General features: G+C 46.6%; 13 protein-coding genes. 8 read left to right on the top strand and 5 right to left on the bottom strand.

What is annotated here, in order from left to right; genetic code table 11:
• Positions 1-266: 266 nt before the first annotated feature.
• Complete coding sequence (locus ACE04G_RS10625) at positions 267-2,099, top strand: bifunctional diguanylate cyclase/phosphohydrolase (protein WP_221823876.1); 1,833 nt, start codon at positions 267-269, stop codon at positions 2,097-2,099.
• A gap of 134 nt (positions 2,100-2,233) precedes the next feature.
• On the opposite strand, the gene ACE04G_RS10620 is transcribed toward ACE04G_RS10625, so the two are convergent.
• Positions 2,234-2,401 (bottom strand): hypothetical protein, encoded by a 168-nt coding sequence (locus ACE04G_RS10620; protein WP_017691019.1) that lies wholly within the window; start codon positions 2,399-2,401, stop codon positions 2,234-2,236.
• Positions 2,402-2,705: 304 nt separating this feature from the next.
• On the opposite strand from ACE04G_RS10620, the gene ACE04G_RS10615 reads away from it, so the two are divergent.
• The 4 genes from ACE04G_RS10615 to ACE04G_RS10600 all read left to right on the top strand — a co-directional run bounded on the left by ACE04G_RS10615 (position 2,706) and on the right by ACE04G_RS10600 (position 7,400).
• Complete coding sequence (locus tag ACE04G_RS10615; RefSeq protein ID WP_221823874.1) at positions 2,706-3,536, top strand: sensor histidine kinase; 831 nt, start codon at positions 2,706-2,708, stop codon at positions 3,534-3,536.
• Position 3,537: 1 nt separating this feature from the next.
• Entirely contained in the window at positions 3,538-4,194 is a 657-nt protein-coding gene (locus ACE04G_RS10610; protein ID WP_449004313.1) for a response regulator, read from the top strand.
• A gap of 250 nt (positions 4,195-4,444) precedes the next feature.
• Positions 4,445-6,160 carry a copper resistance CopC/CopD family protein gene (locus ACE04G_RS10605; RefSeq protein WP_449004312.1) on the top strand — a complete coding sequence of 572 codons (1,716 nt, stop codon included), beginning with the start codon at positions 4,445-4,447 and terminating at the stop codon, positions 6,158-6,160.
• A gap of 463 nt (positions 6,161-6,623) precedes the next feature.
• Positions 6,624-7,400 carry a YcnI family copper-binding membrane protein gene (locus ACE04G_RS10600; RefSeq protein ID WP_449004311.1) on the top strand — a complete coding sequence of 259 codons (777 nt, stop codon included), beginning with the start codon at positions 6,624-6,626 and terminating at the stop codon, positions 7,398-7,400.
• A gap of 218 nt (positions 7,401-7,618) precedes the next feature.
• Here the strand turns inward: ACE04G_RS10600 and ACE04G_RS10595 are convergent, their stop codons facing one another.
• The 4 genes from ACE04G_RS10595 to ACE04G_RS10580 all read right to left on the bottom strand — a co-directional run bounded on the left by ACE04G_RS10595 (position 7,619) and on the right by ACE04G_RS10580 (position 11,190).
• A complete protein-coding gene (locus tag ACE04G_RS10595) occupies positions 7,619-7,897 on the bottom strand; it encodes a hypothetical protein (RefSeq protein WP_237177562.1) in 279 nt (92 codons plus the stop codon).
• 45 nt (positions 7,898-7,942) lie between these two features.
• The gene (locus tag ACE04G_RS10590; RefSeq protein ID WP_449004310.1) at positions 7,943-9,283 is read right to left on the bottom strand and encodes a Tle-like phospholipase domain-containing protein; all 1,341 of its coding nucleotides are present in this window, start codon (positions 9,281-9,283) and stop codon (positions 7,943-7,945) included.
• A gap of 15 nt (positions 9,284-9,298) precedes the next feature.
• Entirely contained in the window at positions 9,299-9,580 is a 282-nt protein-coding gene (locus ACE04G_RS10585; RefSeq protein WP_100527832.1) for a hypothetical protein, read from the bottom strand.
• A 353-nt stretch (positions 9,581-9,933) separates the two neighbouring features.
• Positions 9,934-11,190, bottom strand: coding sequence for a DUF445 domain-containing protein (locus ACE04G_RS10580; protein ID WP_449004309.1), 1,257 nt, complete (start codon positions 11,188-11,190; stop codon positions 9,934-9,936).
• Positions 11,191-11,523: 333 nt separating this feature from the next.
• Between ACE04G_RS10580 and ACE04G_RS10575 the strand changes: the two genes are divergently transcribed.
• The 3 genes from ACE04G_RS10575 (at position 11,524) to ACE04G_RS10565 (ending at position 13,992) form a co-directional block, all read left to right on the top strand.
• The gene (locus ACE04G_RS10575; protein ID WP_221823867.1) at positions 11,524-12,351 is read left to right on the top strand and encodes an aldo/keto reductase; all 828 of its coding nucleotides are present in this window, start codon (positions 11,524-11,526) and stop codon (positions 12,349-12,351) included.
• Positions 12,352-12,625: 274 nt separating this feature from the next.
• Positions 12,626-13,144: a sigma-70 family RNA polymerase sigma factor gene (locus tag ACE04G_RS10570; protein ID WP_405131248.1), complete on the top strand. Its 519-nt coding sequence runs from the start codon at positions 12,626-12,628 to the stop codon at positions 13,142-13,144.
• Positions 13,141-13,992 (top strand): hypothetical protein, encoded by an 852-nt coding sequence (locus tag ACE04G_RS10565; RefSeq protein WP_449004308.1) that lies wholly within the window; start codon positions 13,141-13,143, stop codon positions 13,990-13,992. The genes ACE04G_RS10570 and ACE04G_RS10565 overlap by 4 nt, the downstream gene beginning before the upstream one ends.
• Positions 13,993-14,033 lie beyond the last annotated feature (41 nt).

Genomic DNA, 14,033 nt, shown 5'->3' with positions numbered 1-14,033 from the left:
AAAATTTGAAGGTATGAAATATTCCCGCATTGTCATCAACGCAATCATCGTGGCTTCTGTCGTTGTAGCGTTAACTTCGGGATACAAGCTGGGCGGCTAGTATCCATACCGCCAAACAAGACAAACAGGCTGCCAGCGGCCTGTTTTTTCTTTCTGGATTTTTGGCAGGCAACTTGGTATGTTATACATCTATATAGTATATCCATATACAAAACACCAATTATATACACATCAAGAGTAGACTAAACCCAAGCAGGAGATTTTTTATGAACTTTATTCGTAACCTTATCCATAAGGCAGATCGAAGCAGTCTGTATGTTATTTTGCTTAGTTTTACCGGGATCGGTGTTTTTCTGTACATGAACAAGTGGTCTTATCTTCATCTAACCACGGCGGATTGGGTTATGGTCTACACCATGCTGGGTGCGGCGTTAATTCTGGATTATTTCACGTTCCAGATTCCACCCAAAGGCAATCAGCAATCCATGGATTCATCGGTATACCTTGCCTGTATATTTATGTTTGGCGGAGCTTTCAGTTTATCTGTGCTGCTTCCTGTCTCCATCATCCTGTTAATCAAAGAGCGCAAGCTTACCTGGTGGAAACATATTGTCAATTTCAGCATCTACAGTCTCATGATTACGGGAGCAGCTGCCGTGTTTGAGTGGACTGGCGGGCAATCGGGAACTCTGGACGGTTATAACCTGATTCCTTATTTTGCAGCACTCGCAGCCTACTTCATCATCAACACGATTACACTTGGCTTATTCTTTCATTTCTCAACAAAGGATGCATTACAGCAGATGAAGCGGGCATTCGTTACCGAATCCCTGCTGGTTTATTTATGTACGCTGATTCTGGCGCTTGTCCTGACGATTCTGGTTGTACACAATGGCGTGCTCGGTCTGTTGTTGTATCTGAGTCTCAGTATTCTGCTCTCCCATGCATTCAAGCAATTGTTTGTCATGTATCAGACCATCGAGGAGAAAGCTAACACGGATCAACGCACAGGTCTGTTCAACCATAGTTATTTTGAAAGTATGCTGGAAAATGAACTGACTACCGCTCGTACGCAAGGAACACCGCTCTGTCTGGGGCTTATTGATATTGATGATTTCAAAAAGTATAACGATCGGTTTGGCCATCTACAAGGCGACAGTCTGCTGGCCCTGCTGGGAGATTTTCTGATGCGCAAGACGGAAGGCACACCTGTTACCGCCTTTCGTTATGGAGGGGAAGAGTTTACTTTGCTCATGCCAGGCATGGAACTGGACGAATCCTACAGGTTCATGAACAAGCTTCGTAAACAACTGAACGACACGCCGTTTGAAGGTGTTGAAGTGTTTCCACACGGTTGTCTCTCCTTCTCTGCTGGCGTCGCGCCCTATCAGGTGGATATGTATAACAAATCCCAGCTCGTGGATCAGGCGGATAAAGCACTGTATTATGCGAAGAAACAGGGCAAGAATAACGTGCACCGCCACGGTAGCAATGATGGCATGGAACACGAGATTGATCTGGTACAGGACGTTCGTGACATTGAGCAGCAGCTCAATCTGTTCAGATACAAGGATATGGATACTTTTAAACATTCCAAACGGGTCTACAAATATGCCCTGGATATCAGTGAATTGCTTGCACTGGACAATGCGGAAAAACGTCGTTTCGTGCTGGGAGCACTGATTCATGACATCGGCAAACTGGAGATTCCTTGGTCCATTCTGAACAAAAAGGACAAGCTCACTGCAGAAGAATGGGAAACGATCAAAGGACATGTCACTTGGGGCAAAAAAATGGTGATCACCAACGATCGCTTCGCCGATCTGATTCCGTATATTGAACTTCACCACGAACGCTATGATGGCAAAGGCTATCCTTACGGCCTGAAGGGTAACGAGATTCCCCGGCTCTGCCGGATGCTGACCGTGATTGACTCCTTTGATGCCATGACGACAGAGCGGCCATATCAGGAAACCAAGAACGTGGAAGAAGCGATTCGGGAGCTACGCGCATGTTCGGGTTCACAGTTCGATCCGGAGCTTGCCGAGTTGTTCATTCAATATATTGAGAAAAGAACCGCTCAGCAACAGTTGCAGTAAGATGAACGGAGCTTCTTCTATAAGCCCCTAAACAAGTCAAAGCGCTATCCCCGGTCTGATCGGAGATAGCGCCATTTTCATTTTCATGGAATGAATCGTACACCAGACAACTTCATTCTCGTGCAGATTCTACATTAAGATTTGGTATTCAGTTCATGTGAGGTCTGATGCAGCTCTTTAATCATCTGCTGCAAAAACATGTTGTCTTGGCGACTGATACCGTGCTGATTGTCTTGAACAAGCATCTGGTGAATGTTCTTTTTGAGCAATTCACTGCGACGTTCCAATACTTCTTGACTCATGTTGTTGCTTCACTCCTTAACATGTTTTGTAATGAATTCACGTTCTATATAAGTATAGAGGACCTTCTCCGATAGGGAAAACGGACTCAGCCTTCCTCAGCTGGTCACACCAACCCTCACCTAGCGTGACAACATTTCACCCCTTGTCATTCTTAGATATCCTTTTAAATACTCCCTGATCCTCCCCAGCTTTCTCCAAAGACACAGACTAGGGTCTTGGACAAGCTTGCGTTATAATGGTCCCATCCCTATATAAATAAAGTACCTAATTAAGCTAATCCTAGATCAAAGGAGTTCTGCATTCATGTCCTATAAACAAATTAAATGGATGATTCTGCTGATCCCCACTTTCACGGTTGGCATCTGGGAATATATTCGCCATCAGTTTCTGATGCCATACCTTTCGATGGACGCCGGGAACTGGTTAACACCCGTCATTGTTTATCTCGTCAGCGTGACACTGCTCAGCCGATTGTTCCACATGCTCGAAGGTGCCAGGGCTGCTCTGGAGCAGGAACGTGCAGCGAAAGCAGCTCTGGAAGCTCGTGACCAATTGGCACGGGAACTTCACGACGGCATATCTCAGTCTCTTTTCCTGCTCTCAGTGAAGACTGATAAAGCAGGCCGTAGTCTGGCAGGCAGCGGACATGAGCATGAGATCCAGGAGATTCAAAAAACCGTGCATGAAGTCAATACATATGTAAGGCAAGCTATCGCCCAGTTGCGTTTTGTTCCTTCCTCTACGGTAACATCAGAAATTATTTCACTGCATGCGCAGGTTGAAGTGCTCGTCAAGGAAACGGTACCTGGTGCACAGATTCATTGGGACCTCAAGGGTGTAACGTTCTCTGCCAAGGAACAAGTGGAACTGCTCGCTTGTATCCGGGAGGGTTTACTGAATGTACGCAAACATGCGCAGGCTACCCGCGTTCAGGTTCACGCGGAAGGTAACCCAATTGCCTGGTTCATTTATATTCAGGATAATGGGAATGGACTACCTGGAGATCCTCTTCATCTGAAGGATCGGTACGGACTGCGAATTACGAAAGAGCGTGCTGCCGAGATGGGGTGGTCTTTTACCCTCGATTCAAGATCAGGGCATACCCGAATGACGATAGGAAAGGAGCATACTTAATATGGAACATGTACGTGTATTGGTTGTTGATGATCATGCGCATGCGCGTGAAGCGATCTGTAGCATTTTATCCGAGGACAGCCTGTTTGAAGTGATTGGTACAGCTTCGAATGGACAGGAAGCGCTGGAGCTCACCGGGCAATGGATGCCCGACCTGATCCTGATGGACGTGCAGATGCCGGGCATGGATGGGCTGGAAGCCACCCGTCAGATCAAGCTGCAATTCCCTTATGTTATTGTTGTTATGGTGACTGTATCGGATGATGTGACCTTTCTGTTCGAAGCATTGAAACAAGGCGCTCAAGGCTATTTGCTCAAAAATCTAACGCCTTCCACCTGGCTTGAATACCTGCGCGCCATCGTCAGTGACGACGCACCGCTCAGTAAGGAACTGGCCTACCGGATTTTGCAGGAGTTTCCCGCACCACGCAGTGAAGATATGCAAGATAACCCGCTAACAGCGCGGGAACTTGAGATTCTGCAATGGGTATCCGCGGGATATACCAATCGGGAGATCGCCGATCAACTCGGTATTTCAGACCAGACCGTGAAGAATCATCTCAAAAACATTTTGCAGAAGCTCCAGCTTGAAAACCGGGTACAACTCACCCGCTATGCGCTAGAGAGCGGGCTTGCGGGACGTAAACTTCGCAAATAGCGCAGTTTCGTAGTGATATGTGAATGGTAGCACGAACGTAACACATACCTATATGAGATTTGTAACACGAGACGAGATGTTGTTCTGCAACGTACACATTCATGCTTTTGTCACATTTATGTAGACCAAATCGTTTTTTTATAGCCCAATGTAGTCATACGCAGTCATTTTGGACAAAGTTATAATGGGTTAGATTGTGCTTAAAGGACCATGAATGACTACAAATCTATAACCTGAGGGTGATGATTTTTTGATTTTTACACGCTTTACCCTGAAATGGGGCAAACGGCACTGGGCATTGGTCACCTGCCTGTTGCTCGTATGCTGCCTTGTTATGCCACAGTGGGCATCTGCCCATGCTTATATTGTTAAGGCTTCGCCAGGAGAAAATGAGATCCTCGTAGCTGCTCCGGAGCGGCTGACGATGGAGTTCAACGAATCCTTGCAGACGGCCTTTTATGATATCAAAATTACCGGACCTGACGGCAATCAGGCAGACGATGGAAATGTACAGATTGATGTGAATCGCCCTCATATTCTGGAGACTGGCCTTCAGGCTGGACTCGGGAACGGGACTTATGCCGTTAACTGGAAAGCTGTATCTGCCGATGGGCACCCCATCCAAGGGGCATATGTTTTCCACATCGGTGAACCATCCGGTTCTCCTGCCGGACTGAGTGATCTTACATCCGGTTCCGGTTCAACAGGTGGACCGCTGAAATGGATCGTTTCCCTGACAGACTGGATTCAGTATCTCGGATTGTCTGTCATTCTGGGGACACTTGCATTCTTGCTGCTGCGAATTGCACCGACATCCATGACAAGAGAACCTATGGACGTTCCGGGTAGCTACAGATTGTTATGGATCAGCTACGCTGCTGCTTCCTTTGCCGCTCTGGTCAGCCTGCCACTGAATACGTTATATGAATCTGGTGTGGCTCTGAACGAACTAAGCTGGGCACTGATCGGAAGTGCGCTCAAGCTGACATCCTTTGGTCAGATCTGGATGTTACAGATACTCATTGTAATGCTGCTGGCCGTCACGATTCTCTCCGGATATGATCGTGATCGATCCATCCGTGCTCGCATCTGGTCTTCTTACGGATCACTCGTGCTCGTGCTTGGATGGCTGTTCTCGCATGCCATGACGGGACATCCGGCTGCGGCGGATCAACGTGCTCTCGCGATTGCTATGGATTTCATACATCTGATTGGTGCCGCTTTCTGGATTGGCGCACTAACCGCCATGGCGATATGTCTGCCCCCACTGGCAGACAAGCTGCCTTCGAAGGTACGAGGAGAAGTTTACTGGGTTGCTATTCGCAGGTTTACCGCCTGGGGGATTGGCGCCGTAGCCGCTCTGGTTGCTACTGGGATATACAGCAGTCTGATTATTCTGCCTGCCCCCGTGCTAACCTCCCTGTTCACTACAGCCTATGGCCTTGTCCTGATCGGCAAGATCGTCCTGCTGATTGTGATGGTTCTCTTTGCATGGCGTCATTCCAGATTGGCAAGAGCAGCAACGGGAAGCAGATTATCCGGCAGCCTGAAAGCCGAGCTTGCTACTGGTGCTGTGATTCTCGCTCTTGCTGCCGTACTGACACATCTGTCTCCAGGACAACCCGCTGCGGTCGGTCCGTATCAGGAAACAAAGACTACAGAAGACGGCTCGTCGATCACACTTCAGGTGAGTCCCAATGTAACGGGAGAGAACCAATTTGAAGTCGATGTGAAACGTGCAGATGGCAGTATCATTAATGATCTGGAACAGATCACCCTGTCACTCACACATCTGGACATGGATATGGGAATCTATGAGATCACCATTCCGAAAAATGATACTGGTGTGTACAAGGCTGAAGATTACATCTCCATGCCTGGACGTTGGAATATCAAGGTACATCTCCTGACCAAAACGCTGGATGCACTGGATGCCGAATTTGAGATTGATACCGCCAAGCCATAGTTACACAACGTTTAAATTGAAAAGTGACCCAATCTAAAATTAGTGTTTCTACAAACTGCAAATGTAGTGAAGGATACGAAATTGATTCTGGAGAAGCGAAGCACTCGCCTTTATTCCCGGATTTCAACTTATTACTATATAAATTGAACTATTATTTACACTGAAACGGAGAGGACAGAAAAAACCTGAAAAAGCGAAGCGTTCGCCTTTATCACCAGATTTTCTCCTTAAGAAAAGGGAATCAAAAAATCTGGGGATAACAGCGATTGGAAGGTTATTCTGTCATCGGAGTGCATGTGTAAACCATCTTTAGTTCAATTTATATAGTTGAATCAAAAAAATCGGGAATAACGGTAATCGAAAGAACCATTCGTAACCGAACGGTGCCTTTGCAGAACGTAGACACTCATTTAAGAGAATGGGCCGCATCATATATGATAAGAACTGAAAGGGGTTATTTATTTTGAAGAAAACATCATGGATTTCCAAACTAACATCCACTATCGCAACAGGTACCGCAGCATTCATGTTATTCGCCGGATTCGCGAGCGCTCACGTTACCGTTAGCCCATCCGTTGCACAGACAAGCGCATGGCAGACGTACACGATTAAGATTCCATCCGAGAAAGAACTGCCTACGACCAAAATTACCATGAAAGTTCCGAAAGGTGTTGCATTCAAGCAATATCAACCACTGGCAGGCTGGAAAATCACTACAGAGAAGAACGATTCCAATGAAGTAACATCAATTACGTGGGAGATTGACGGCGATAACGAGGGAATTCTGGCAGGACAATTCCAGCAGTTCAACTTCGTTGCACAGAACCCTAAGGCGGAAAGTGAAGTAGCTTGGGATGCATTCCAATACTACAGCGATGGCAGCATCGTAGAATGGACAGGCCAACCAAGTGATGCCAACCCGCACAGTATCACAACGATTAGCGAAGATCCGGCTGCTGCTGGTAATGCTGCGGCAGGTGGAGGTCATGCCAACGATGGACACGATAGTGCAGGTACAGAAGGCGCCACTGGGGATAATGCAGCTACCGACGATAGCAAAGATAACGATGACACCACCCTGGGCGATGCACTCAATGACACCGTTACAGGTGAGCCAAGCAACACGGATACAGACCCGGGTACGCTGAAGCTTCAACAAGCAACGTTGATCGTATCCATTCTGGCTCTGATTCTGTCCTTCTTGGGAATCGCGTTGGCTACACGCCGCAAAAAACGTTAAGAACTAACTCACAGATTTACGAAAACCTGAGAAAAATTCAGATAACAAAGAAGCCTATGGCACCGGGATCAAACCCGGTATGCCATAGGCTTTTTAGCTATCATCATCTTGATTGGCTACCCATGTTCCCGTGGTTTAGAACTAATCATGCTGCTCCACGGTCACACTCTTATCCAAGCTGATTGCCATCCGCAATATGGCATCAGCCTTACCCCTTTTTAGCGTTCCTGATCCGTCTGGATCATGATCTCAATGTATTGCAGCAAGCTTTTCTTCTGCTGTTCAATGGATTGAATACGTCTGGACAGGCCCGCAAAAAACTCTTCAATCTGCTGCCTTGTATGGTCAGCAGACTGGCCTTTCCAATCGTTCAGGCGACTGTATAACGCCCTCGCTTCCTGTTCATCGGCTTGCAGACGGGCAAGCAGCTGTGTCAGTTCTTTTTCCGCGATTCGAAGATCATTCAATTCCACCAGCAATTGTCCACCCACTTGCATTCCCCTCCCCCATGTACGTGATATCGACATTAACCAACCTGGTTCCTAATTAAAATGAACCGGACTCTCGTCCGCCTGCCGGAAAGCATCTGCTTTCTCATCAATAAAGTTCAGGAACTGACTGGTATGTTTCATATGCCATGTGCTAAGTTCTTGAATTGACGCGTCCAGTTGGGTGACAATCGGCTCCAGCCTGCGACTGCGGCTTGTATGCAGGTATTGAGCCATGCGGCTTCGTACCTGGTTTAGCTCAGCATTGCATTGTTGTGCATTTTGCTTCCACCGCGAAGCGACACTTTTCAGTTCTTCCGGCGTTACCTGAATCAGACCTGAAGCCGCAGCAGCCGAAGCCATACCTCCACCGCCACCAGACTTGGAACGTAACGGACCTAAGTTCTTGCTCAACGGTCCCATGTGATCCATAAGGCGTGGTGAATAGCGAATTCTCTCTCCAGTAATCGGATCGTACAGATCATTGGATATGTAACCATTTTTGAAATCATATTGATCCAGACTGTGATAGTTTTCCCCGCCAAATGAGTTCTTGGCTTTATCGATAATACTCACGCCGTCATTCGCCGAGTCATAATCGGAGTTGATGTAATAGGTCGATCCCACATGCCGGTCATATCCTCCCAGCGTTCCGCTGGCTACCAGATCACTGGGATTGGCATAGTTCACAACCTGCCCGTCAAATGCACCCGCTTCAGCCCGGCGCCGCATTTCTGGCGTCAAATTACCCATTACAGATGGTGCACTAAATGTCACGGCTGGAATTCCTGTATAAGCAGACGCATATTGTGCATTTCCCCCGCCCAAGGAATGTCCGGTCATCGAGAAATTCAGATCCTTATGCTTGTTCTGCATGTGATTTGCGTAGTCTTCGGATTGATACATCTGATTGGCCCAGCCTGTAGGGGAAACGGTTTTTTCAATATCCTTTACGCGATCACCCGTCCAGTTCTCCACATCTCTTACCCTGTCACCAGCCCAGTCCTCCACTTTGGATATCCCCGTGAAGTCCTTGACACCTTCGACCCCTTTGTCGAGCCAATCCGGCGTAAGATTATTGACAAAATTCCCGGCCTCCTGCTGGCCCTTACGAATCAATTCTCCGCCCCCAATGCGGCCATCCATGACAAAGTCAGGTACAGAGCGATCCAAGGATGCACTTCCTTCTGTACCACGATAAGCAATGACAGCTTCCTTGGTCTCGGGATTATAAAATGTTACAGCATCAAAACCGGAAAATTTATTGCTTTCCGTCCCCTCAAGGACCTCCCATCCGGGAAGTTCCGTTAATTTGTCTCCAGCCTTTTGATCCTGGTAGGCTAGATCAGACATCGTTTTATACGTTTCATCATCAATATTGGACCCGTTACTCAATAACTACACCTCCCTTTATTTGTCGTATGGATTATGTCCCTTGGCCATCATCACTTCCTCAATCTCAGGGCTAATGACCAGGTTCTTGGTTACTTTCTTTTTGTAGTCGTACGAAATGCCAAAGCTCTGATCTTCATGATCTTTCACATGCCCTTTCAGCCCAATCTGGGACACTGCCATTTCCGGCAACAACTCTTTGCTTGTAATTACAACATCCAGTTCAAACTTCTGCTTGAAGTGCTGAATTACGGTTGCTTCAGCTTCTTGGTATAGAGCTTCCTTCTCACTTGCATTCATGTTCTGACAACCTCCCAAAAATATAGTAAACACCATCATTAGTGTGAACAAACCCTTCAACCATCCTGCACGTTTAATACGGATCCCCCCTCATGATAGAATCGAGGCATTCACTATATGTGAAGTACACCCTATTCATCTGTTACCTGCATCATAGTACAAAATCAACATGAGCCATATCGGCTAACAGAATCGTTTTCATGTAACTTTCTTCCTATATGATTCAAATAGAACACTTTGGTGTACATTACCCACTTTCCTAATTCTTGCATCAAGTACATCATAATTTTCCCATACACGACAAAAAGAGCCTGCTCCTTGAAAGAGCGGCCCTCCTTTTGCATGATTTACTGTTATGCCAATGCCATCTGCAGCGCAGTCAGCGCAATCCCGATAACGAATCCGGTAACGGCTCCGTTGATCCGAATCCATTGCAGATCCTGTCCAACCTTATCCTCAATCATCGAAACCAAAGTGGCATTGTCCATTTTGTCCACATTTTCGCGTACCAGTTTACCGATTTTGGAATGGTTTTTCTCCAGCAGTGTTGTGACGCCATTTATAATCTTGGCATTCATGCCTGTCATCAACTCGTCATCTGCCCGCAGATCAACCAATACCCGCTCAATGGCAGGCAGTGCATACGTATCTACATACTGTCCATCTTCCATCGCGGCGAGCGCCTTGTCTCTCAGTTCGGTGAGTTTGTTCAGCACCGTTTCCTCTGCGTTCCAGCCCTCCAGCATATTGTTCTTCCAATTGTTGATTCCATCTTGCATAGCCTCGCTCATTGCCAGACGCACCGTCTGGGTACGTACCACATCAAGCACCTTGTACCTTAGAGCACTGCCTTCACGTTTCATATCCTCTACCCGATCGAAGAGATATCCTTGTAAAATGCCACCCAGACGCTCCTCGTTCATATAACCCAGGAACGCATTCATCGCAAACTGCATCAATCCGTTCATCTGAATGCCACTAATGGCTTTCATGCCGCTTTCACCCAAAAACATGATCGTCTCGGGTTTAACCAGCCACTCCTCGGCTTGCTTCAGTCCGTAGTCCAACGCTTTGGCGTCATAACCCCGCTCCGTCATCTGGTGGGCAGCCCGTTCCAGAATCGGACCCAGATCAAAGGCGCCCGCTTGTGACTTGATCTCACGTGCTACGAGCGGAGCAATCTGCTCTAACGGCAGACCCGCCAGAATTCGTTTGCAGAGCGTATCAATCATGATTTTGATCCCATCACTGTGAAGCTCACGTGTGAACGTATCGAGCACCGTCTCTGCTGCTTTGAAATCTGCAATTTTCTCGGTAATGCTGTCTTTGTTGAGCAAGTTATTCTCTACTGCGGAGACCAGACCTTCCGTCATTTTATCCCGATTTTTCGGCAACAATGCCGTGTGTGGAATGGGAATGCCAAGCGGGTGACGGAATAATGCGGTAACGGCGAACCAGTCCGCAAGTCCACCCACGAGTCCCGCTTCAAATGATCCTACCAGCAACTTGCCCACAGGAGCGCCCTGGAACGGCAAGGATGCAGCAAATCCTGCTCCCATCACTACGAGAGACCAGGCAGCTGCTTTTTTGGTTTGTTTAGGTTTAGCCATTGTATTCTTGCTCCTTTATCGTTAATCGTACGGTCCGGTCTGTACCCGATCCCGTACTTCGTCTGTTCTTATGTAAACCCTCCAATTACAAAGTCTTGACTTCCATGTTTCGTATACTTCATCTTATCACCCACAAGCGTCAAAACCAAACCTCTGGTTGAAGAAAAAGGATAATAGCGGCGTTTGTTTCGTAAAATGGATCGCTCCCTTTTCCAATACAAGGAAGAGTTTAGTATAATCATTCAAGACGGCCCTTCGATATCGATTGGCTGCTGAACAGCAGGGTAATTACATAGTGGAACAATGAATCAATAAGAGGAGGAATTTCGGACCATGAAACACGTGCAGGACACAACCACGCTCTATAACGGAGTCAAAATGCCATGGCTGGGTTTTGGGGTATTCAAAGTTAAAGACGGAGACGAAGTCGTTCATGCTGTCAAAACAGCCATTCAAGCTGGTTATCGCAGCATCGACACAGCCAAAGCGTATAACAACGAAACAGGTGTCGCTCAGGGTATTCGTGAATCTGGAGTAGCTCGTGAGGATCTGTTCATTACCACGAAAGTATGGAATAGCGATCAGGGATATGAATCCACGCTAGCTGCCTTTGAAGCCAGCATGGAACGACTTGAACTGGAGTACCTGGATCTCTATCTCATCCACTGGCCGGTTAAGGGCAAGTACAAAGATACATGGAGAGCGCTGGAGAAACTCCATAAAGAAGGACGCATCCGGGCGATCGGTGTGAGCAACTTCCAGATTCACCATCTGGAAGACTTGATGATTGATGCCACGATCAAACCGGCAGTTAACCAGGTAGAGCTTCACCCACTATTGATTCAGTCAGAGCTTCGTGAGTACTGCAACAAACATCAGATTCAGATTGAAGCCTGGTCTCCGCTCGGACAAGGTCATCTGATGGATCATCCGTTGCTGAAGGACATCGCCGCCAAATACAGCAAGTCCCCCGCACAAGTGATTTTGCGCTGGGATCTGCAGAACGGCATCGTGACCATACCGAAATCCGTCACCCCTGAGCGTATTCGCGCGAACGCCGACCTCTACGATTTTGAGTTAACTTCGGAAGAAATAGAGCAGATTAACGGCCTGAACGAGAACAAACGCTTTGGTTCTGATCCAGATAACTTTAACTTCTAATATAAGCAGATGAATTCGATTACACCCGCCTTCGATCTTGGAAGAGCGGGTGTTTTGGTATGTGATGTTATAGGTAAACTATTCGTTGTTAAGAATGGAGGCGAGGCTCTTTATCCTATTCAGGGTCAAAAGAAAAAAGTTTTTTTGACCGTTTAGAACTATTTCTTCTCCTCATCAGTCTAACGAGTGTCAAGCGAACTCAAGCACTTCTATAGAATCCAGGCCTGGAACAAGCGGTGACTTGAATATTTAGGTTGATCAGGGGGGATCAGGAGTGATTAGACTGAACCATAAAAAGACAAAAGAAGAACAGTTCAGCGAAAAAATAACAGAGATTCAAAATAAATTATATCGACTGGCATACTGCTATGTTAAAAATGAACAAGAAGCGCTGGATATCGTATCCGAAGCGGTCTACAAAGGGTTCATCGCTTATGGAAAGATGGAGTCCATGACTTATTTTGATTCCTGGATGTCACGAATTGTGATTAACACAGCGATAGATCATATTCGACGTAACCAGCGAGTGACCTATATGGAGGATCATGTGCAGGAGTTTGTGGCTCCAGAGCGAGGGGCGTCGCTAGAAGAAAAAATGGATCTATATGACGCACTGGACCGGCTTATCCCCGAGGAAAGAGCCTATATTATATTAAAATTCTTTGTGAATCTTCCTTTTCGAGAGATGGCTGAAGTGCTCTCCATACCGGAAAATACAGTTAAGTCCAAATTCTATCGTATTATCAAAAAATTAAAAATTTATTTGATTGAAGGAGAGGTTGAGAACGTATGACAGGAAAAGATCGTTACGAAAATATTGAAATCCCTGCTCAACTTACTGATGTTATTCATCATGCCCAGAAAAGAGTTGCTGCTCGCAAGAGTTCATCTCGAATGATTCGTTATGCTTCAGTCATAGCGGCATGTGCTGCTTTTCTCTTCGTGGTGAACATCCCTTCCGTAGCAAACGCCATGTCCAAAATACCTGTGGTCGGAACGATTGTTCAGGTACTTCAATTCGGCGATGGCGGCAAGATTACCGATGGAGTAACTGTGGGATCGGAAGCAACCGAAAATACGCTTAAAATCAATTTTAGCACTGACGAGCAAGCTCAGACTAATGATGCACCCCATTATAATGTGGTACACAAAGAAGCACCGAATCGTATCCTCTTCACTTTTAGCGGTGCACGTTACATGGATATAGAGAAAGTCAAAGCAGACTTCATGACCCAGCCTTTAGTGAAAGATGTTTATGGTTCCATGATTTTAGACGACTCTTCCGTCGGATTCGTAGTTGTACTAAAAGAAGGGGTACAGTATGCCGTAACGGAATTCAAGAACCCTGGATACCTGGAAGTGAAACTGACTTCCGACGGCAAACCGGTCACACCTTGGAAAGTATACTCTCTCCGCACAGAATCAATGCCTTTTGGAGAATCAATGGGTATAATTAAAGAATCCTATTCGGATAAGGACATCTCTTTCCTCAAAACGTCCACTGGTGAGTTTACAGCAGTTATTGGAGAATATCTTACCGCTGAAGAAGCTGAACAGAAGCTTAAAGAACTCGCTCAGCAACCGGATTATCATGAGGAGTTTTATGTGGACAGCTGGATGAGTAACGAGAATCCCAAGTGATCAGTTATTGCCAAAAGTGATGCTTATTCAAAAGGGAATGA

It is taken from the genome of Paenibacillus sp. AGC31 (genome assembly GCF_057334655.1).
The sequence above is the reverse complement of the archived record's forward strand: the minus strand, read 5'-3'. Positions and strand labels throughout refer to the sequence as shown.